Source organism: Streptomyces sp. NPDC002602 (genome assembly GCF_042889445.1).
GTDB lineage: Bacteria > Actinomycetota > Actinomycetes > Streptomycetales > Streptomycetaceae > Streptomyces.
The window spans coordinates 576,429-597,462 of the sequence record NZ_JBIAQX010000003.1 but is presented as its reverse complement, the minus strand read 5'-3'; the positions used below and the strand labels follow the sequence as shown (position 1 = coordinate 597,462).

Annotated in this window: 14 protein-coding genes; 10 read left to right on the top strand and 4 right to left on the bottom strand. The window is 72.7% G+C overall.

The features are described 5' to 3' along the window. Window positions 1-24: 24 nt before the first annotated feature. Window positions 25-798 carry an SDR family oxidoreductase gene (locus ACFYW3_RS12015; RefSeq protein WP_351754479.1) on the bottom strand — a complete coding sequence of 258 codons (774 nt, stop codon included), beginning with the start codon at window positions 796-798 and terminating at the stop codon, window positions 25-27. Window positions 799-1,062: 264 nt separating this feature from the next. On the opposite strand from ACFYW3_RS12015, the gene ACFYW3_RS12010 reads away from it, so the two are divergent. Continuing rightward, a complete protein-coding gene (locus tag ACFYW3_RS12010; RefSeq protein ID WP_351754477.1) occupies window positions 1,063-1,962 on the top strand; it encodes a LysR family transcriptional regulator in 900 nt (299 codons plus the stop codon). 180 nt (window positions 1,963-2,142) lie between these two features. Here ACFYW3_RS12010 and ACFYW3_RS12005 read toward each other — a convergent pair whose 3' ends face one another. Next, the gene (locus ACFYW3_RS12005) at window positions 2,143-2,469 is read right to left on the bottom strand and encodes a WhiB family transcriptional regulator (protein ID WP_030230767.1); all 327 of its coding nucleotides are present in this window, start codon (window positions 2,467-2,469) and stop codon (window positions 2,143-2,145) included. 380 nt (window positions 2,470-2,849) lie between these two features. On the opposite strand from ACFYW3_RS12005, the gene ACFYW3_RS12000 reads away from it, so the two are divergent. The 4 genes from ACFYW3_RS12000 to ACFYW3_RS11985 all read left to right on the top strand — a co-directional run bounded on the left by ACFYW3_RS12000 (window position 2,850) and on the right by ACFYW3_RS11985 (window position 7,322). Further along, window positions 2,850-3,461 carry a response regulator transcription factor gene (locus tag ACFYW3_RS12000; protein ID WP_003948568.1) on the top strand — a complete coding sequence of 204 codons (612 nt, stop codon included), beginning with the start codon at window positions 2,850-2,852 and terminating at the stop codon, window positions 3,459-3,461. Window positions 3,462-3,725: 264 nt separating this feature from the next. Continuing rightward, a complete protein-coding gene (locus ACFYW3_RS11995; RefSeq protein ID WP_078999499.1) occupies window positions 3,726-4,355 on the top strand; it encodes a sigma-70 family RNA polymerase sigma factor in 630 nt (209 codons plus the stop codon). A gap of 154 nt (window positions 4,356-4,509) precedes the next feature. Next, the gene (gene guaB / locus ACFYW3_RS11990) at window positions 4,510-6,015 is read left to right on the top strand and encodes an IMP dehydrogenase (protein ID WP_351754475.1); all 1,506 of its coding nucleotides are present in this window, start codon (window positions 4,510-4,512) and stop codon (window positions 6,013-6,015) included. 182 nt (window positions 6,016-6,197) lie between these two features. Continuing rightward, window positions 6,198-7,322 carry a GuaB3 family IMP dehydrogenase-related protein gene (locus ACFYW3_RS11985; RefSeq protein ID WP_351754474.1) on the top strand — a complete coding sequence of 375 codons (1,125 nt, stop codon included), beginning with the start codon at window positions 6,198-6,200 and terminating at the stop codon, window positions 7,320-7,322. Window positions 7,323-7,398: 76 nt separating this feature from the next. Here ACFYW3_RS11985 and ACFYW3_RS11980 read toward each other — a convergent pair whose 3' ends face one another. Continuing rightward, window positions 7,399-7,872, bottom strand: a complete 474-nt coding sequence (locus tag ACFYW3_RS11980) for a hypothetical protein (RefSeq protein WP_389386180.1) — start codon at window positions 7,870-7,872, stop codon at window positions 7,399-7,401. Between the two features lie 190 nt (window positions 7,873-8,062). Then, window positions 8,063-9,292, bottom strand: a complete 1,230-nt coding sequence (locus ACFYW3_RS11975) for a nucleotide sugar dehydrogenase (RefSeq protein WP_351754472.1) — start codon at window positions 9,290-9,292, stop codon at window positions 8,063-8,065. Window positions 9,293-9,543: 251 nt separating this feature from the next. Between ACFYW3_RS11975 and ACFYW3_RS11970 the strand changes: the two genes are divergently transcribed. The 5 genes from ACFYW3_RS11970 to ACFYW3_RS11950 all read left to right on the top strand — a co-directional run bounded on the left by ACFYW3_RS11970 (window position 9,544) and on the right by ACFYW3_RS11950 (window position 21,027). Then, complete coding sequence (locus tag ACFYW3_RS11970; RefSeq protein WP_053682577.1) at window positions 9,544-11,250, top strand: glycerol-3-phosphate dehydrogenase/oxidase; 1,707 nt, start codon at window positions 9,544-9,546, stop codon at window positions 11,248-11,250. Between the two features lie 148 nt (window positions 11,251-11,398). Further along, a complete protein-coding gene (locus ACFYW3_RS11965) occupies window positions 11,399-14,494 on the top strand; it encodes a protein kinase (RefSeq protein ID WP_389386179.1) in 3,096 nt (1,031 codons plus the stop codon). A gap of 117 nt (window positions 14,495-14,611) precedes the next feature. Next, the gene (locus ACFYW3_RS11960) at window positions 14,612-17,491 is read left to right on the top strand and encodes a protein kinase (protein WP_389386178.1); all 2,880 of its coding nucleotides are present in this window, start codon (window positions 14,612-14,614) and stop codon (window positions 17,489-17,491) included. A 125-nt stretch (window positions 17,492-17,616) separates the two neighbouring features. Further along, window positions 17,617-19,269, top strand: coding sequence for a protein kinase (locus ACFYW3_RS11955; protein WP_389386177.1), 1,653 nt, complete (start codon window positions 17,617-17,619; stop codon window positions 19,267-19,269). A gap of 126 nt (window positions 19,270-19,395) precedes the next feature. After that, window positions 19,396-21,027, top strand: a complete 1,632-nt coding sequence (locus ACFYW3_RS11950) for a succinic semialdehyde dehydrogenase (protein WP_351760622.1) — start codon at window positions 19,396-19,398, stop codon at window positions 21,025-21,027. The last annotated feature ends 7 nt before the right edge of the window (window positions 21,028-21,034 follow it).

The window sequence follows — 21,034 nt, the reverse complement described above, 5'->3', positions numbered from 1 at the left end:
CCGTCCACGTCACCGCGGGCCGTGCTACTGCGGGCCGTACTTGCGACCCGTACGGGAGGACATGCCGCCGAGCAGCCCGCGCGGAGTCAGCTTCACCACGCCCATCAGCGCCTTGTAGCGGGGATCCGGGATCGAGACGGTCTTGCCGCGCGCCAGGTCGGCCAGCGCCGAGGCCACCAGCTTGTCGGCGTCCAGCCAGAGCCAGCCCGGGATGTTGTCCGTGCCCATGCCGGCCCGCTCGTGGAACTCCGTGCGCACGAAGCCCGGGCACAGCGCCATCAGGCGCACCCCGGAACCCGCCAGGTCCTTCGCCGCGCCCTGGGTGAACTGCACGACCCAGGCCTTGCTCGCCCCGTACGTGCCGCGCGGCAGGAAGGCGGCGACCGAGGCCACGTTGATCACGCCCCCGCGCCCGCGCGAGCGCATCGACTCCCCGGCGGCCGAGGTCAGCCGCAGCACCGCCTCGACGTGCACCTTCACCATGGTCAACTCGTCGGCCATGGAGACGTCGAGGTAGCGGCCCTTGTTGCCGAAGCCCGCGTTGTTGACCAGCAGGTCCACGGGGTGGGTGCGGTCGCCGAGGCGGGTCTCGACCGCCGCGATGCCCTCGTCGGTGGAGAGGTCGGCCGTCAGCACCTCGGCCTCGATGCCGTGGCGGTCGTGCAACTCGGTGGCCTGCTCCGCGAGTCGCTTGGTGTCGCGGGCCACCAGCACGAGGTTGTGGCCCTGGGCGGCGAGCCGCCGGGCGAAGGCGGCGCCGATGCCCGCCGTGGATCCCGTAATCAACGCAGTCGTCATGTGCGCAACCTAGTCGTCGCCGCGGGGCCCTGTCGTCAGGGTCCCGTCCGGTTCGTCGCACCCCGCGTCAGGGCCCGCCCGTCGTAACGGAGTCGGGCCGCGCCCCGGTGGAACCGTGTCGCGGCCCGTCCGCCGCCGGCGCCCGTCGAGCCGTGCCGCGTTCAGGTCGACGCCGATCGGGCGCATGCGGACGCACCGGCCGAGGTCCTCAAAGAGTCGACCGAATATTGGCGCCACAATCAAAGATGCCCTTATGCTCGAAGAGTGATCGAAGCACGTCATCTCCGGGTCCTGCGCGCCGTCGCCGGGACCGGCTCCTTCTCCGCCGCCGCCCGCGAGCTGGGCTGCACCCAACCGGCCGTGTCCCAGCAGATGAAGGCGTTGGAGCAGTCCGCCGGCACCCCGCTGCTGATCCGCACGGGTCGGGAGATGCGGTTGACCCAGGCGGGTGAGGCCCTGGTCCGACACGCGGCCGGAATCCTGGCCGGCCTGACCGCCGCCGAGGAGGAGGTCGCGGCCATCGCCGGGCTTCGCGCCGGCCGGGTGCGGCTGGTCTCCTTCCCCAGCGGCAGTTCCACACTGGTGCCGACCGCGCTGGCGGCCATGCGCGCCGAGCACCCGGGCACCCGGATCTCCCTGGTCGAGGCCGAGCCGCCGCGTTCGGTCGAGATGCTCCGCGAGGGCGACTGCGACGTGGCGCTGGCCTTCCGGTACGGGGGCTCGTCGACCTCCGCGGCCGAATGGGAGGACCTGGTGGTGCGCCCGCTGCTCACCGACCGTCTCGTGGGGCTGGTCCCCGAGGGGCACCGACTGGCCGGGGCCGAGCGGGTGGGCATCGCCGAACTGGCCGACGAGCCCTGGATCGCGGGCTGCCCGCGCTGCCGCCGGCACCTGGTGGAGGTCTGCGAGGACGCGGGTTTCACCCCGCGCATCGACTTCGCCACCGACGACTACCCGGCCGTGGTCGGCCTGGTGGGCGCGGGGCTCGGCGTGGCGGTGCTGCCCGAGCTCGCCGTGGAGTCGGTACGGGCCAAGGGCGTGAGCACCGTGGCGGTGGAGCCCGCCGTGGAGCGGGAGGTCGTGGCGCTGACCCTGACCGACCTGGCGAGGGTCCCCGCGGTGGCGGCGACGCTGACCCAACTGGAGCGGGCCGCGACGCGTTGACGTACGGCAGGCGCCCGACGGCCGTGGGCGGGCCGCGGGGCCCCCGCCGGGCGGTCCGTCGGGCCTGCCGTACGGCGGTACGGCCGGGCGGGTGACGGACCGGGCCCGGGGGGTCCGTGACGCGCACGTGAGCGTCACGGATTCGAGGAAACGTTCCTTCGGGCGTTTCGCGCGAACCGGCTAGTGCGGTGCGATCGGGCCGATCGTGCTCGACGCGGGGATCAGGCGGTGCCGGGCTCGACCCATCAGCTCTTCGCGTTCGTCCTCGGTGAGGCCGCCCCACACCCCGTAGGGCTCGCGGACGGCGAGGGCGTGCGCGGCGCATTCCGAACGGACCGGGCAGCGCATGCAGACCTCTTTAGCCGAGGCCTCGCGCGCGCTCCTGGCCGCGCCCCGCTCGCCTTCCGGGTGGAAGAAGAGGGAGCTGTCGACCCCGCGGCAGGCAGCCAGCAGCTGCCAGTCCCAGAGGTCGGCGTTCGGTCCGGGGAGGCGGGAGAAATCTGCCATTGGTAGTCCCTCTTGGTGCCGGTACTGAGGCGGATACGGTCCATGTCTCCACACCTACTGTCGGAGTAGATGTAAATATGACTCATTGGGAATCTAGCCTCAGACACGTGCCAAACGGAAGGAAAGCCGCCAAATAGGGCATAGCTCCAGATGGAGGACAGGCCGTCCGCGCCTCCGACGTCGTGATCGCTTCCTCACGTAGAGTGCCGAAGGTGTCCGTCCGACCCGTAACTCTTTCGAGTGACCATCGTTGAGAGTGCGAAGGCGGTTGAACCAATAAGTTCTCGGACAGGTGTCCGGGGGCATCGACCGCACAGGTGACGATACGTACCAGCCTGGAGGCTCAAGGTGACGCGCATCAGCAGCTGCGGAGGGCGGTCATGACATCCGTCCTCGTCTGCGACGACTCCCCGCTTGCCCGAGAGGCGCTCCGTCGCGCGGTTGCCACCGTGCCCGGCGTCGAGCGTGTGACGACGGCAGCCAACGGCGAGGAAGTCCTCCGCCGCTGGGGTGCCGACCGCTCCGATCTGATTCTGATGGATGTACGGATGCCCGGCCTGGGCGGTGTCGAGACGGTCCGTCGGCTGCTCTCGGCCGATCCCGGCGCCCGCATCATCATGCTGACGGTCGCCGAGGACCTGGACGGCGTGGCCCTCGCGGTCGCCGCCGGCGCCCGGGGATACCTGCACAAGGACGCCTCGCGCGCCGAACTGCGGGCCACGGTCACCCAGGCCCTCGCCGACCCCACCTGGCGACTGGCCCCGCGCCGGCTCCGCTCGGCCGAGATGGGCGCCGCGCCCACGCTCACCGCGCGCGAGATCCAGGTGCTGGAGGGCATGAGCCACGGCCGGTCCAACGCGGAGATCGGGCGAGAGCTCTTCCTCTCCGAGGACACGGTCAAGACGCACGCCCGTCGGCTGTTCAAGAAGCTGGGCGCCTCGGACCGGGCGCACGCCGTGGCGCTCGGGTTCCGATGGGGCCTGGTCCGCTGATCGCGGACCGTTGAGAGTGTCCCGCCCGGACCCGGTGCGAAACCGGGGATTGGCGGGGCACAATCCGGGGGACGTGTCGCTTCGTGCGCGATGCCGCATCCTTGAGGGTGTGCCGCATTCTCGAAGATGTGGCCTAGGGACCATTCGGGCCGAGCGGAGGGGAGGGCGCAGGCGATGAGTTCTGGCGCACCCGCTCATAACGCTTCGACGTACAACAAGGACCACGGTGCCGCGAATGCACCCGCGCCAAGGCACCATGGATTGATGCGCGACGACGAGGCCCCGGGCTCACCCGCGGCCACAGGCTCCACCGGCACCGCCAAAGGCGGCGGAGCCGGGGCCGTCAGCGCTCTCGTCCGCCGGGCCGTGGACGGCGACGAGCAGGCCACGCACGATCTGCTGGCCTTCGTCCACCCCCTCGCGATCCGCTACTGCCGCACCCGGCTGTCGCGCCTTCCGGGTGACGCTCGCCACTTCGTCGAGGACCTGGCGCAAGAGGTCTGTGTCGCCGTCCTGATGGCGCTGCCGCGCTACCGGGACACCGGACGACCCTTCGAGGCCTTCGTCTTCGCCATCGCGGCGCACAAGGTCGCCGACCTCCAGCGGGCCGCCATGCGGCATCCGGGGAGCACGGCGGTCCCGTCGGACGAGATGCCCGAGCGGCCCGACGACTCGCTCGGCCCGGAGGAGCGGGCGCTGCTCAGCAGCGACGCCGCCTGGGCCAAGAAGCTGCTGGCCAACCTGCCCGAGAACCAGCGCGAACTGCTCGTGCTGCGGGTGGCCGTCGGCCTGACCGCCGAGGAGACCGGGCAGATGCTCGGGATGTCCCCCGGAGCGGTGCGCGTGGCCCAGCACAGGGCGCTCAGTCGGCTCCGGGCACTCGCGGAGCAGTAGAGCGCCGACCGCGCGGTCCGGGGCGGGGTCCGGCAGGGGAGTCCAGTAGTAGGAAACGACGAAACTTCTGCTTGACCTTGGTCGTGGAATGAGACGCGTCGCGATCCCGTTAGCATGGACATCCGCGCTGAGCAAGACCATTTGGGAAGGTGTCATGACTGTGAACGCCGATGGAGTGCCCGACAAATTCGCCACACTCGGCCTCACGTATGACGACGTGCTGCTGCTCCCCGGCGTGTCGGACATGGCGCCGGACCAGATCGACACCTCCTCCCTCATCTCCCGCAACGTCCGCGTCAACGTCCCGCTGCTGTCCGCGGCCATGGACAAGGTCACCGAGGCGCGGATGGCCATCGCGATGGCCCGCCAGGGCGGCGTCGGCGTCCTGCACCGCAACCTCTCCATCGTCGACCAGGCGAACCAGGTCGACCTCGTGAAGCGCTCCGAGTCCGGCATGGTCACCGACCCGATCACCGTGCACCCGGACGCCACCCTCGGCGAGGCCGACCAGCTCTGCGCCAAGTTCCGCATCTCCGGCGTCCCGGTCACCGACGGGGCGGGCAGGCTCCTCGGCATCGTCACCAACCGCGACATGGCCTTCGAGTCGGACCGCAGCCGCCAGGTGCGCGAGGTCATGACCCCGATGCCGCTGGTCACCGGCAAGGTCGGCATCTCCGGCGTGGACGCCATGGAGCTGCTGCGCCGCCACAAGATCGAGAAGCTGCCGCTGGTCGACGAGGCGGGCATCCTCAAGGGCCTGATCACGGTCAAGGACTTCGTCAAGGCGGAGAAGTACCCGAACGCGGCCAAGGACAAGGAAGGCCGGCTGCTCGTCGGCGCGGCCGTCGGTGTCGCGGGCGACGCGTACGAGCGGGCCCAGGCCCTGATCGAGGCGGGCGCCGACTTCATCGTCGTCGACACCGCCCACGGCCACTCCCGTCTCGTCGGCGACATGGTCTCCAAGATCAAGTCGAACTCCTCCGTCGACGTCATCGGCGGCAACATCGCCACCCGCGACGGCGCCCAGGCGCTCATCGACGCCGGCTGCGACGGCATCAAGGTCGGCGTCGGCCCCGGCTCCATCTGCACCACCCGCGTCGTCGCCGGCATCGGCGTCCCGCAGGTCACCGCGATCTACGAGGCCTCCCTGGCCGCCAAGGCCGCGGGCGTCCCGGTCATCGGCGACGGCGGCCTCCAGTACTCCGGCGACATCGCCAAGGCCCTGGTCGCGGGCGCCGACACGGTGATGCTGGGCTCCCTGCTCGCGGGCTGCGAGGAGTCCCCGGGCGAGCTGCTCTTCATCAACGGCAAGCAGTTCAAGTCCTACCGGGGCATGGGCTCGCTGGGCGCGATGCAGTCCCGCGGCGAGCAGAAGTCCTTCTCCAAGGACCGCTACTTCCAGGAGGGAGTGGGCGGCGACGACAAGCTCATCCCCGAGGGCATCGAGGGCCAGGTCCCGTACCGCGGCCCGCTCTCCGCGGTCGTGCACCAGCTCGTCGGCGGCCTGCGCCAGTCGATGTTCTACGTCGGCGGCCGCACGGTTCCCGAGCTGCAGGACCGCGGCCGGTTCGTCCGGATCACCTCGGCGGGCCTCAAGGAGAGCCACCCGCACGACATCCAGATGACGGTCGAGGCGCCGAACTACTCCCGCAAGGGCTGAGCGGCCCGCGCACACGCGTGAACTGGGCGGTTCCGGTCGATCCGGGCCGCCCTTCACCATTCCCGGAAGCCGGGATTCCGTCCGAGCCCGGGCGGACCGCGTCCGTACGGCGGTCACCGGAACGCGGGCCCCCGGGGTTCGGGGATACTGGACGGGCAGACCCAGAGGAAAGGCCACCACACGTGACTGAGATCGAGATCGGGCGCGGCAAGCGCGGCCGCAGGGCGTACGCGTTCGACGACATCGCCATCGTCCCGAGCCGGCGTACGCGGGACCCGAAGGAGGTCTCGATCGCCTGGCAGATCGACGCGTACCGCTTCGAGCTCCCCTTCCTGGCCGCCCCCATGGACTCCGTGGTCTCCCCGCAGACCGCCATCCGGATCGGCGAGCTCGGCGGCCTCGGCGTGCTGAACCTCGAAGGTCTGTGGACCCGGTACGAGGACCCGCAGCCGCTGCTCGACGAGATCAACGAGCTGGACCAGGAGGCCGCCACCCGCCGCCTCCAGGAGATCTACGCCGCGCCGATCCAGGCCGACCTGATCCGGCAGCGCATCAAGGAGGTGCGCGACTCCGGCGTCGTCACCGCCGCCGCGCTGTCCCCGCAGCGCACGGCCGAGTTCTCCAAGGTCGTCGTCGACGCGGGCGTGGACATCTTCGTGATCCGCGGCACCACGGTGTCGGCCGAGCACGTCTCCGGCGCCGCCGAGCCGCTGAACCTCAAGCAGTTCATCTACGAACTGGACGTCCCGGTCATCGTCGGCGGCTGCGCCACCTACACCGCGGCCCTGCACCTCATGCGCACCGGCGCGGCCGGTGTGCTGGTGGGCTTCGGCGGCGGCGCCGCGCACACCACGCGCAACGTGCTCGGCATCCAGGTCCCGATGGCCACCGCCGTCGCCGACGTGGCCGCGGCCCGCCGCGACTACATGGACGAGTCCGGTGGCCGCTACGTGCACGTCATCGCCGACGGCGGCGTGGGCTGGTCGGGCGACATCCCGAAGGCCGTCGCCTGTGGTGCGGACGCCGTGATGATGGGCTCCCCGCTGGCCCGTGCCACGGACGCGCCCGGCAAGGGCAACCACTGGGGCATGGAGGCCGTCCACGAGGACGTGCCGCGCGGCAAGAAGGTCGACCTCGGCACGGTGGGCACCACCGAGGAGATCCTGACCGGCCCGTCGCACTCCCCGGACGGCTCGATGAACATCTTCGGCGCGCTGCGCCGCTCGATGGCCACCACCGGCTACAGCGAACTCAAGGAGTTCCAGCGGGTCGAGGTCACGGTCGCGGACTCGCAGCACAGCCGCTGACCGGCCGCCACACCTGTACGCCGGAGGGCCGGCACCCCGCTCGGGGTGCCGGCCCTCCGGCGTGTGTGGGCCGGTGTCAGTCGCTGACCTTCTTGGCAGCGCCGAAGGCGACGAAGCCGCCGATGCCGAGGAAGAGGTAGTCCATGGCCTCGGCCGACTCCTTCCAGATGTCGTTCAGGGCGCCGATGCCCGGGTCGCTCAGCACGTCGGCGACGCCGATGTGGGCGTAGTCGGCGAGCGCGAGCGCGACGAAGAACAACTGGCCGAGGTAGACGGCGCCGATCGAGAGGATCGCGCTGACCACGGGGAGCACCGGGTTCCTGCCGCCGACCTTGCCCGCGGCGAGGCCGACGAGGAGCCCCACGCCGACCGCGGCGTAGCCGACCTGGCGATCGATGGCGTTCATGATGCCGCCGTACGCACCCGCGGCGGCCAGGGCGACGACGACGGCCGCGAGGATGCCGAGGCCGAGGTTTCCGACGCGCGCCGGGGCCGGGGCGGGCGCGGCGGTGTAGGAATCGGGCGCGGGCGGCTGGAACTGCTGGCTCAAGAGAAATCCCCCCAGGGAAAACGGCACACGTCTGGGTCAACCGGTGTCCACCGGCGACGTATGCGCGAGATAAGAACGCCGCAGGTTAACAGCGGGCCCTGACATTCGGCGGGGGGTTTATCGGCGGGACCCCGTCCGCCGGCCCCCGGAGCGGCCGGCGAGGGCCGCTCCGGGGGCCGGCGGACGGGCGTCAGAGACGGTGCGCCGCGCCGATCGGGCTGGCGCCCCGGGTGTCCAGCAGGAGCTGCGCCTTGACCGCCAGGCCCTGCAGGTCGTAGGTGCGGTGGTGCTGGAGCAGGATCGTCAGGTCGGCGTTGGCGGCGGCCTCGTACAGCGAGTCGGCGCGCGGGACGGGCCTGTCGCGGACCCGCCAGGCCGGGATGTACGGGTCGTGGTAGCTGATCTGGGCCCCGAGATCGATGAGCCGGCTGGCGATCTCGCGCGCCGGCGAGCCCTCCTGGTCGGCGAGGTCCGGCTTGTACGTCACCCCGAGCAGCAGGACCCGGGCGCCGCGGGCGGACTTACCGTGCTCGTTCAGCAGGGCGGCGGAGCGCTGGATGACGTACTGCGGCATCCGGTTGTTGATCTCCTGGGCCAGGCCGACCATGCGCAGCGGGTGACCGGGGGTGCGGGTGGTGTGGGGGAGGTAGTTCGGGTCGAGCGGGACGCCATGGCCGCCGACGCCGGGACCGGGGCGGAACGCCTGGAACCCGTACGGCTTCGTCTCGGCGCACCGGATGACGTCCCACAGGTCGACCCCGAGGTCGTGGCAGAGGACGGCCATCTCGTTCATGAGCGCGATGTTCACGTGCCGGTAGTTGGTCTCCAGCAGTTGCACGGTCTCCGCCTCGCGCAGGCCGCGGGCGCGCACCACCTTCTCGGTGAGGCGGGCGTAGAAGGCGTGCGCGGACTCGGTGCAGGCGGGGGTGAGGCCGCCGATCACCTTGGGGGTGTTGGAGATCCCGTGCGTCCGGTTGCCCGGGTCGTGCCGGCTGGGGGAGTAGGCCAGGTGGAAGTCCCGGCCCGCGCGCAGCCCGGATCCGGCTTCGAGGATCGGGCGCAGGTAGTCCTCGGTGACCCCCGGGTGGGCGGCGGACTCCAGGATGACGGTGGTGTGCGGGCGCAGCCGGGCGGCGAGCGCGCGGCCCGCGTCGCCGACCGAGGTGAGATCGAGCGCACGATCGGCGCCGAGCTGGGTAGGGGCGCAGATGACGGCGGTACGGACCCGGCCCAGTTCGGCGGGGTTGGTGGTGACCCGGAAGCCGGCCGCCGACATGCGGCGGATCTCGGCGGCGGTGAGGGTGCTGTCCGTGGTCGGACCGCTGTCGAAGCCGACGGTCTCGATTCCGGCGGCGACGGCCGCCTGAGCGAGAGGGAGGCCGAGGTGGCCGAGTCCGATGACGGCGAGATCTGCGGGCATGGAGGTGCCGTCCCTTCCCTTCCCTTGCATGAGGGGGCTGGGCGCGCAAGTCCTGTGGAGGGCTGGAGCAGGCGCAATGTCAGACTAGGCGTATATATGACAGATATGTCGCATTGTGAGGTGGTGGCTGCCGTTGTGTTGTCCACAGGCGGTGGCCGATGTGAGTACGGAAGGTCAGAATCAACAGCGGGGAATGTGAGCGGGATCACCCGCATCGAGCGGGGATCCCCCCGCAGCAACGGGAGGCAGCCGTGAGGACAGCGACACTGGGACCGGTTCAGCGGGCCGAGGCACTTGCCCGGATGGCCGAACGGGAGCTGGACGTGCTGGTCGTCGGCGCGGGAGTGGTCGGCGCCGGCACCGCGCTCGACGCGGCCACCAGAGGCCTGTCCACCGGGCTGGTCGAGGCGCGGGACTGGGCCTCGGGCACGTCGAGCCGCTCCAGCAAGCTGATCCACGGCGGACTGCGCTACCTGGAGATGCTCGACTTCGCCCTCGTCCGCGAGGCCCTCAAGGAACGCGGGCTGCTGCTGGAGCGGCTCGCGCCGCACCTGGTCAAGCCGGTGCCGTTCCTGTACCCGCTCCAGCACAAGGGCTGGGAGCGCCTCTACGCCGGCTCGGGCGTGGCCCTGTACGACGCGATGTCCTTCTCCAGCGGGCACGGGCGCGGGCTGCCGACCCACCGGCACCTCTCGCGCAAGCACGCGCTGCGGGTCGCCCCGGCGCTGCGCAAGGACGCCCTGGTGGGCGCCCTGCAGTACTACGACGCCCAGATGGACGACGCCCGGTACGTCACCACATTGGTCCGAACGGCCTCCGCGTACGGGGCGCAGTGCGCCAACGGCGCGAGGGTGGTCGGCTTCCTCCGCGAGGGCGAACGGGTGGTCGGAGCGCTGGTGCGGGACGTGGAGGGCGGCGGCGAGTACGAGATCCGCGCGAAGCAGGTCGTCAACGCCACCGGGGTGTGGACGGACGACACCCAGGCCCTGATCGGGGAGCGCGGCCAGTTCCACGTACGGGCCTCGAAGGGCATCCACCTGGTCGTCCCGAAGGACCGGATCCACTCCTCCACCGGGCTGATCCTGCGCACGGAGAAGTCCGTGCTGTTCGTCATCCCCTGGGGACGCCACTGGATCGTCGGCACCACGGACACGGACTGGGACCTCGACAAGGCGCACCCGGCGGCGTCCAGCGCGGACATCGACTACCTGCTGGAGCACGTGAACTCGGTGCTGGCGGTTCCCCTGACGCGCGACGACGTCCAGGGCGTCTACGCGGGCCTGCGGCCCCTGCTGGCCGGCGAGTCCGACGCGACCAGCAAGCTCTCGCGCGAACACACGGTGGCACACCCGGTGCCGGGGCTGGTCGTGGTGGCGGGCGGCAAGTACACGACGTACCGGGTGATGGCCAAGGACGCCGTGGACGAGGCGGTGCACGGGCTGGACCAACGGGTCGCCGAGTGCGTGACCGAGGACGTCCCGCTGGTGGGCGCGGAGGGGTACCGGGCCCTGTGGAACGGCCGTGCCCGGATCGCCGCGCGCACGGGCATCCACGTGGCGCGGGTGGAGCACCTGCTCAACCGGTACGGGTCGCTGACGGAGGAACTGCTCGACCTGATCGTCGCGGATCCGGGGTTGGCCGAGCCGCTCACGGGGGCAGAGGACTATCTGCGCGCGGAAGTCGTCTACGCGGCTTCGCACGAAGGGGCCAGGCACCTGGACGACGTGTTGACGCGTCGGACGCGGATCTCGATCGAGACCTTCGACCGGGGCACGCGATCGGCGCGGGAGTGTGCGGAATTGATGGCTCCGGTGCTGGGCTGGGACAAGAAGCAGATCGAGAACGAGGTCGAGCACTACGAGAAGAGAGTGCAAGCGGAACGGGAATCGCAGCGCCAACCGGACGACCTGACGGCGGACGCGGCCAGGCTGGGAGCTCCCGACATCGTTCCGTTGTAACTCCGGGATGCGGAGGGGGGAACCGTTGCCCCGGGGCGCCCGTCCGTTGCGGAGTGAGCAACAATGAGGTTTCTGCCGGGGCGGGTTACCGTGCCCCTCGGCGGCTGCCGGGGCAGCCGGGCAGGCTGCACGATCGCAGAGGGGACGCATGTCGAAGCCGGAGCACACCGAGTCGCCGGATTCCGCGGGTAAGGCGCCGAGCGCCGAACCGAGCACCGAGCCGGCGGGTGTGAAGCCGAGCCCGCGCAAGGCCGAGCCCGCGGCGGAACCCGAGGGTGTGAAGCCCGAGGGTGTGAAGCCCGACGCCGCGAGGCCCGGCGCGAGGCCCGGCGGCGCCGCGAAGCCGAAGCCGAACCCGGCCGGGGCCGCCGCCGCGAAGGCGGACACCCCGGCGGGTGACGGGTCGCGGGGCGCGAAGCCCGCCGCGGCGAAGCCGGGTCCGTCCGGGGCGAAGTCCACCCCGGCACGGCCGAGCCTGGCCAAGTCGCCCGCGCCGAAGGCGGAACCCGCGGACGCCGTGCCGGTGGACGGGTCCGAGCCGAGCGCATCCGAGCCGAGCGCATCCGCGCGGGCCGGGTCCGCGCGGGCCGGGTCCGCGCCGGGTGCGGGCGCGCCCGCCACCCCGGCGGCGAAGCCCGACCTCGCCAAGGCCACCCCCACCGCCGACGCGGAGTCCGACGGGCCGCGGGACGCGAAGTCCACCGCCCCGGCGGACGCGAAGCAGGCGACCCCTGCCGACGCGAAGTCCACGACCCCGGCGGACGCGAAGGCCGCCGCCCCGGCGGACGCGAAGCAGGCGACCCCTGCCGACGCGAAGTCCGCGACCTCGGCGGACGCGAAGTCCACCGCCCCGGCGGACGCGAAGTCCACGATCCCCGCCGCCGCGAAGCCCGTCCCGAAGCCGCGTACGGCCAAGGCCGTGCCCGCGAACGCGCCCGCCGGCAGGCCCGCGTCGGGTGGCGAGAAGTCCGCGTCCTCCGCCGCTTCCGACCCGGCCACGGCCGCTCCCGCCGCGAAGGCGGGATCCGCGTCGGCCGTCAAGGTGGCCTCCGTCGAGCCCGAGGACGCCAAACCCGAGGACGCCAAGCCCCAGGGCGCCAAGCCCGAGGCCGCCAAGCCCGCCCCGGCGAAGCCGGACCCGGTCAGGACTGGCGCCGGGAGGTCCGAGGTCGTGCCCGCACAGCGGACGCCCGAGGGCGCGAAGAGCGCCGCGGCCACCGCGGAATCCGGTCAGGACGAAGGGCGGTTGCTCGCCCGCCGGTACCGGCTCGGGTCCGTCCTCGGCAAGGGCGGCATGGGCACCGTGTGGCGCGCCGAGGACGAGATCCTCGGGCGGACGGTCGCCGTCAAGGAACTCCGCTTCAGCATGGGCGTGGACGAGGACGAGAAGCGCCGCCTCATCACCCGTACCCTCCGCGAGGCCAAGGCGATCGCGCGGATCCGCAGCGGCGGCGCCGTCACCGTCTACGACGTCGTGGACGAGGACGGCCGCCCGTGGATCGTCATGGAACTCATCGAGGGCCCCTCCCTCGCCGAGTTCGTGCGCGAGCGCGGCCCGCTGACGCCCCGCCGCGCGGCCGAGGTCGGCCTCGCCGTTCTCGACGTACTGCGCGCCGCCCACGACCAGGGCATCCTGCACCGTGACGTGAAGCCGTCCAACGTGCTCATAGCGGACAACGGCCGTGTCGTGCTCACCGACTTCGGCATCGCGCAGGTCGAGGGCGACCCCTCCGTCACCTCCACCGGCATGCTCGTCGGCGCCCCCTCCTACATCTCTCCCGAGCGCGCCCGGGGCCAGAAGCCCGGCCCGCCCGCCGACATGTGGTCGCTCGGCGGCCTGCTGTACGCCTGCGTCGAGGGCGTGCCCCCGTACGACAAGGGCTCCGCCCTCGCCACCCTCACCGCGGTGATGACCGAGCCGGTGGAACCGCCCAAGAACGCCGGTCCGTTGACCGAGGTCATCTACGGCCTGCTGGTCAAGGACCCGGCCGGGCGGCTCGACGACGACCGCGCCCGGGCGATGCTGAAGGCGGTGCTCGACGCCCCCGAGCCCGCGCCGGCGATGCCCCCGGCCGTCGAGGAGACCAAGGCGATCTCCCTCGCCGACGCCAAGGAGGCGGCGGACAGGATCGCGGCCGAGAAGGCGGAGAAGGCCGAGGCGGAGAGGGCGGAGAAGGCCGAGGCCAAGGCCGCCGCCGAGCGCGTCGCCGCGGCCAAGGCAGCCGAGAAGGCGGAGAAGAGGGAACGCGAGCGGCGCGAGCGTGAACAGCGCGAGCGGGCCCGGGCGGCGCTGAAGTCCGCCCGCAAGGCCGCCGCGGCACAGGCCGCCGCCGCGGCTGCCGCCGCCTCGACGGCGTCCGCGGCCGAGGCTCCGTCGTCCCGTCCCAAGCCGATCCCGGCGTCGCTCACCGATGTCATGTCGCGACGCACCATCGCGCTCGCCATCGCCGGTGTGGTCGTCGTCCTGGCGGTGATCGGCTCGCTGATCGTGTGGGCGTTCAGCGGCGACGACGACAAGGGCAAGGACAAGGCCGGCCCCAAGCCGTCCGTCTCCGGGTCGGCGAACCCGGGTACGGCCGTCGGCGCGTCGGCGGGATCCGCCGGCAACGCGTCCTCGAACGGGGGATCCGGCGGCGGCAAGAAGAGCGGCGAGCCCAGCCCGGCGCAGAGCCAGGGGCAGGGCCAGGCCCAGACCCAGGGCCAAGGGCAGGGGCAAGGCCAGGGACAAGGCCAGGGCCAGAACACGGGCCAGACACAGGGTCAGGGCGCCAGCCCGGGCACCGGGCTGCCGGCCGGCTACGCGAAGGTCACGGACACCCGGTTCCACTTCTCCATGGCGATGCCCGAGGGCTTCCACCAGACCGACACGGCCGGCGAGAACTCCGGCGGCATATACAGCCGCGACGGCGGTTTCCCGCGCATCCAGGTCGACTTCACCGACAGTCCGACGGGCGACGCACGACTCGCCTGGTCCCAGTTGGCCCCGGCCGTCCAGGGCAGCAGCACGGGCTACCACCTGATCCGGTTGGACGGCGTGGACTACCGCGGCTATCCGACCGCGGCGGACTGGGAGTTCGAGCGCGAGCAGAAGGGCATCAAGGTCCACGTGCTGAACCGCGGCTTCAAGGTGGACGGGAAGCACGGCTACGCCATCATGGTCAGCTGCCCGGCCGACCAGTGGGACGGCCCCGAGTGCACGCAGATGCGCAACACGGCATTCGAGACCTTCCAGCCCCTGGGCTGAGACCGGTCGTCCCCCTGGCGGGGGCGGGCCTTGCCAGGCCCGGGACGCGGGCGCCCCGGGCGACGTATCGTGTCCGCGGGAACGATGGGGTTGGGTACCGCACTCGGGGGAGGCGATGTGGAGGACTACGCGGGTCGGATCCTGGCCGACCGGTACCGCCTGCCGCTGCCGCCGTCGGACGAGTACGAGCCGGTGGAGACCCGGGCCTTCGACACGCGCAGCGGTCAGGAGGTCCTGGTCCGTCAGGTGCCGTTGCCGGAGATCGTGGACGCGGAGCTGCTGGACGGGACGCGCGGTCCGGCGACGGGGCGCCGGGCGCCCGGCGAACTCCCGGCCGTGCGCCGGGCCATCGCGGCGGCGCAGGCCGCCGCCTCGGTACCCGACCACGCGCGCCTCGACCAGGTCTTCGACGTCTTCGCGGAGGGCGGTTCGCTGTGGATCGTCAGTGAACTGGTCCCCGCCCGCCCGCTGGCGGCCCTGATCGCCGAGGAGCCGCTGAGCCCCTACCGGGCGGCGGAGGTCGCCGCCGACGTGCTGACCGCGCTGCGGGTGCTGCACGCGCACGGCTGGACCCACCGCAACATCACCGCCCGGACCGTGTTGATATGCGATGACGGCCGGGTCGTCCTGACGGGGCTCGCGGCGGGCGCCGCGGAAGAGGCCCTGTGCGGCTACGACCCGGTGCCCGAGGGCGCCGGGATCGGTACGGAACCCTCCGTGTCCGGGCCGATCGACCGGTACCCGGCGGGCCATGAACCCGCACGCCGGGAAGCAGACTTCGGTCGGCGGTCGACCGACCCGTTCGGCCGGATTCCCGGACCCGGCGGGCCGTCGGCCGCCCCGGAGCCCACGCCCGAGTTCGCATCCGAGCCCACGCCCGAGTTCGCATCCGAGTCCGAGTCCGAGTCGCTGTCCGAGCCCCGGACGCTTCCGCCCGTGCGGGAGTCCGGTGGCATCGCGTACGCACCGCTGGTGGCCCCGGGGTACGACACCGGGCCGCGGTACTCCGACCACATCACCCCGGAGCGACCTCCGATCCCCGTGCTTCCGGCGCTCCAGGCCGGTTCCGCGGCGACCCCGGACCCCTCCGCCGAACGGCCCGACCTCAAGGCCGCCGCGCGGGCCGGCACCATCGCCGCCTACCGGGCCGGCGCGCGGGCGGCCGCGGCCAAGGTCGAGGAGGAACGCAGGGCGGGCACCGGCGCCGCACCCGAGCCGCGCCCGGAGGGTTCGAACCTGCCCCAGGGGTACTCGTACCCGTACGGGGGCCCGGCCGCCGCGCCGGCCGCGCCCTGGCACGGGGCCACCCCGCGCCACCGGCCGGACCAGGACACGACCGCCGAGCGGGAACCGGCCCCCGACCGGGACTCCACGTACGAGCCTGCGGCCGGGCAGGACCCCGCGTATGGGCCGGACACCGGGCAGGACCCCGCGTACGGGCCGGACACCGGGCAAGGCCCCGCGTACGGGCCGGCGGCCGGGCAGGACCCCGCGTACGGGCCGGACACCGGGCCTGAGCACGCCCCCGCGCCCGCCGCGGAGTCGTCGGGCGCCGCGAACATGCCCGCGCTGCCCGCGCGGCTCGCCCTGCCCCAGGGGTACCACCAAGCCGAACCCCCGGAGCCGACCGGCCCCTTCCCGGCCGTGCGGCCCGGCGAGGCGCGGCCCGGGGCCGGGGTCGCCGTGCCCCGCCCGGCCCCTCCGCGCCCGACCCCGCGCTCGGTCCCCGAGCCGGTCCCGCCGGTGGCCCCGCAGCCCGTCGGCGTCGTCGGCTGGTCCGGCGCCCGCATCGGCGGTGGTGGCCCCAAGACCGGCCTGGACGCCGAGCGCGCGCGGCAGACCCGGATGGCCGTCGTGGGAGCCGTCACCGAGCGCTGGGCGCCCGAGCAGGCCGGCCCCGTGCACGGACACTGGCAACTGGCCGCGCCCGTCGGACCCGCCACCGACCTGTGGGCGCTGGGCGCGCTCCTGTACCGCGCCGTCCAGGGGCACGCCCCGTACCCCGAGGAGAGCGTCCCCGACCTCGTGGAGATGGTCTGCTCCGAGCCCCCGGCCTTCGCCGAGGAATGCGGCCCGCTGCGCCCGATCGTCGAGTCGCTGCTGCGTCAGGACCCCACCGAACGACCCGACTTCGAGGAGCTGCGCGGCTGGCTGCGTTCGCTCGTGCGCTCCGCCCCCGAACCCGACGGCGCCTTCGGGATGCTGCCGATGTCGGACCCGGACCCGACGCGGCTGCCCGTGGTGCGCAGGCGCGGCGACGTGCACGGCCGCCACCGCAGCGCGGACGCCCCGCGCCGCACGCCGCGCTCCCTCGGGCGGACCCTGCTGGTCGGCGTCCTCGCGTTACTGGCGGCGGCGGTGGGGTACGCCCTGCTGTTCATGCCCCGCTCCGCGGACCAGCGGGCGCAGGGGGAGCCGGGCGGTTCCACTCCCCGGGCTCCCGCCTCCACCGCGCCGCCCACGTCCGGCCAGGGCCCGGGCCGGACACCCTCGGGCACCCCGGAGTCCAAGCCCGCCTCGCAGAGCAATGCCCCCGTGCCCGCTCCGCCCGGCTACACCACCCAACAGGACCCCGAGCACTTCCAGATGGCGGTTCCCGACGGCTGGGAACGGCGCGGCATCAACGAGGCGGGCCAGGTCCGGTACGTGGACGGGCAGTTCGTGTTGACCGTGGTGCCGGGACGGGACAAGGTCGAGGGCGGTAGGCCGGATCCGCTCACGTACCAGAAGGACAAGGAGCCGGAGCTGTCCCCGTACCGCAATTCCAGTTGGGCGAGCGGTGGGGACGTCAAGTCGACCACGGTGGGCCGACAGGTCCGGGTCACCGGGCGGTACACGTGGATCGACTCGGCGGGACGCAGCGTGGTGGCGCGGAACTTCGTCGTCGCGTTGGGTGGGGTCTATCACGTGGTCCTGGTGACCGGGCCGCAGGACGAGGAAGGAAGGGTCACCGAGGTCTTCGAGAAGGCCACGGGGAGTTACACATCAGGGGGTTGACAGAGCGCTGACGGCATGTCAATGCGGCGATTGCGTCACAGTGCTGTCTCACCGCGCCCGCGCGGTGTCGGCATCGCGCGCAAGCTCCGTAATCTGGCCCGAAGTGCACAGAGCGGCGAGGTTTCGTGGAACAGCAGACAGGTGCGGGTGCGGTGCTCGCGAGCCGGTACAGGCTCGTCGAGCCCATCGGCCGCGGCGGCATGGGCAAGGTGTGGCGCGCGCATGATGAGTTGCTGCACAGGACCGTGGCGGTCAAGGAGCTGACGGCAGGTCTGTACGTCGCCCAGGCCGACCGGGAGGTCATGCATGCCCGGACGCAGAAGGAGGCCCGGGCCGCGGCCCGGATCCAGCACCCGGCGGTCGTGACCGTCCACGACGTGTTGGAGCACGACGACCGTCCGTGGATCGTCATGGAGTACATCGACGGGCCCTCCCTCGCCGAGGCGGCGAAGGCGGCGGGCCGCATCGAGCCCCGCGAGGCCGCCCGGATCGGGCTGCACGTGCTGGGCGCCCTGCGGGCCGCACACGCCGTGGGGGTGCTGCACCGGGACGTGAAACCGGGCAACGTCCTGCTCGCCAAGGACGGACGGGTCCTGCTCACCGACTTCGGCATCGCCGCGATCGAGGGCGACTCGTCCATCACGCGCACGGGTGAACTCGTCGGCTCCATCGACTACCTGGCCCCCGAACGGGTCACCGGCGGCGCCCCCGACCCGTCCTCCGACCTGTGGTCGCTCGGCGCCACGCTCTACACCGCGGTCGAGGCCCGCTCGCCGTTCCGGCGCACCTCGCCCATCTCCAGCCTCCAGGCCGTCGTCAACGACGAGCCGCCCGCGCTGCGTCAGGCCGGGGCGCTCGGCCCCGTCATCACGGCGCTGCTGCGCAAGGATCCCGCGGAGCGGCCCTCGGCTTCGGAGGCCGAGCGGATGCTGATCGAGGCGATGGAGGGCCGGGAGCCGAAGTCGGCGCAGGCGTACGTCCCGACGCGTGCGATGAGCGCGGAGGAACGGGTTCCCGCCGCCCGGGAGGCCGGCGGGGGCGAGGAGTCGGCCCCGGAGCCCCCGAAGCGACCCCCGACGGCCGGCGAACCCGGCGGCACGACCGTCCTTCCCGAGCAGTCGTCCCCCGCCCCGGTCCCGTTCCCGGGCCGCCTCAAGCGGGCGGCGGCCCTGGCCCTGGTCGCGGCGTTGCTCGGCGGCGGCGGGGTCTTCGGGGTGCTCAAGTACACGGAGGGCAGGGCCGAGGGCGAGGACAAGAACGTCAGCGCCCCCGACCAGGGGCAGTCCGGCGGCGACGCCGAACAGCAGGCGGCGGCCACCCCGCCCGCGGGCTGGAAGAAGGTCGTCGACCCGGCGGGCTTCACGCTCTTCGTCCCGGAGGGCTGGGAGCGCCAGATGAACGGCACGCAGATCGACTACACCCCGGACAACGGCAACCACTTCGTGCGGATCGCCTTCGACCCGACCCCGGACTACGACAATCCGTACGTGCACCTGCAGGACCTGGAGAAGCAGCTCAAGCTGCGGTCGGACTACAAGCGGCTGAAGCTGGAGCAGAACGGCTTCCGGGACACCGTCCGCGCCGCGATCTGGGAATTCACCCTGACCGAGAAGGGCACGCACGCCGGTCCGCGCCGGGCCATCGAGCAGATGTACGTGGCCCCGGACGACACCGAGTACGCGGTCTACATGTCGAGCCCGGCCGCCGACTGGGCGAAGACCCGGCAGCAGTTCGACACGGTGCTCAGCGGCTGGCAGCCTCCGCCCAAGGAGGAGTGACGGGGGTCCGGGGGCCCCGGCGCGGGTGCCTTGTCCGGCCATCCTGCCAGCGATCACTGGCGGAAATGTCAAAATCCGGTTACCCACGGGTACCCAAAGGCCCGCAGGCGGAATACGCTCACCGCCATGACGGACTCGCAGGCCCCCGCCGCCCCCCTCCGCGCCGCACCGCAGCCCACCAACCCGGTGGCCGCCGCCCCGGCCGGCGCCCGTACCGCCGCCGACGTGGTGACCCCCGACCTGGTCGCCCGGCTGACCCGCGGCGTGATCGGCTCCGGTCGCACCGCCAACCACACCCCCTTCACCGGGGACGAACTGGCGGACCTGCCCGAGGCCGGGCCCGAGGACGTGGCCGAGGCCTTCGCCCGGGCCCGCGCCGCCCAGCCCGCCTGGGCCGCCGTCTCCGCACGCGGCCGGGCCGCCGTCCTGCTGCGCTTCCACGACCTGGTGCTGGCCCGGCAGGCCGAGGTGCTCGACCTGATCCAGTTGGAGACCGGCAAGGCCCGGCTGCACGCCCACGAGGAGGTGCAGGCCGTCGCGGTCGCCGCCCGCCACTACGGCCGCAAGGCCCCCTCGTACCTGCGTCCCAAGGGCCACACCGGCGCCATCCCCACCCTCACCAAGGTCACCGAACTGCGCCAGCCGCGCGGGGTCGTCGGCCAGATCGCCCCCTGGAACTACCCCCTCGAACTGTCCGTCGGCGACGCGCTGCCCGCCTTCGTCGCGGGCAACGCCGTGGTCATGAAGCCCGACACGGAGACCGCGCTCACCGCCCTGTGGGCCCGCGACCTGCTGATCGAGGCCGGTCTGCCCGCCGAGGTCTTCCAGATCGTCCTGGGCGAGGGGCCCGTCGTCGGCCCCGAGGTGGTCCGGCACGCCGACTACGTCTCCTTCACCGGCTCCACCCGCACCGGCCGCGAGGTCGCCCGGGGCGCGGCCGATCGCCTCGTCGGCGTCACCCTCGAACTCGGCGGCAAGAACGCCATGCTCGTGCTGCGCGACGCCGACGTGGAGAAGGCGGCGGCGGGCGCCGTCCGCGCCTGCTTCTCCTCCGCCGGACAGTTGTGCATCTCCATCGAACGGCTCTACGTCCACGAGTCGATCGCGGACGCGTTCGTCGAACGGTTCGCCGCCCGCACGAAGGCCATGCGGCTCGGCAACTCCCTCGCGTACGGCGCCGACATGGGCTCGCTCGTCGGCGAACGCCAACTGGAGACCGTCCAACGGCACGTGGACGAGGCCGTCGCCAAGGGCGCCACCCTGGTCGCGGGCGGTGTCGCCCGCCCCGACATCGGCCCGCTGTTCTACGAGCCCACCATCCTCGACGGCGTCGAGACCCCCATGGCGGTCTGCGGCGAGGAGACCTTCGGCCCGGTCGTCTCGATCTACCGGTTCACCGACGAGGACGAGGCCGTGGCGCAGGCCAACGCCACCGCCTACGGACTCAACTCCAGCGTCTGGACGAAGGACGCGCGCCGCGGCCACGCCGTCGCCGCCCGCCTGCGCACCGGCACCGTCAACATCAACGAGGGCTACGCCCCCGCCTACGGCAGCGCCCAGGCGCCCATGGGCGGCATGAAGGACTCCGGCCTCGGCCGCCGGCACGGCTCCGAGGGCATCCTCAAGTACACCGAGGCGCAGACCGTCGCCCACCAGCGGCTGCTCCCGATGGCCCCCTCGCTGGGCATGGACGACGAGAAGTACGCGGCGTTCATGACCCGCAGCCTCAAGGTCATGAAGGCGCTCCGATTCCGTTAGGCACGAC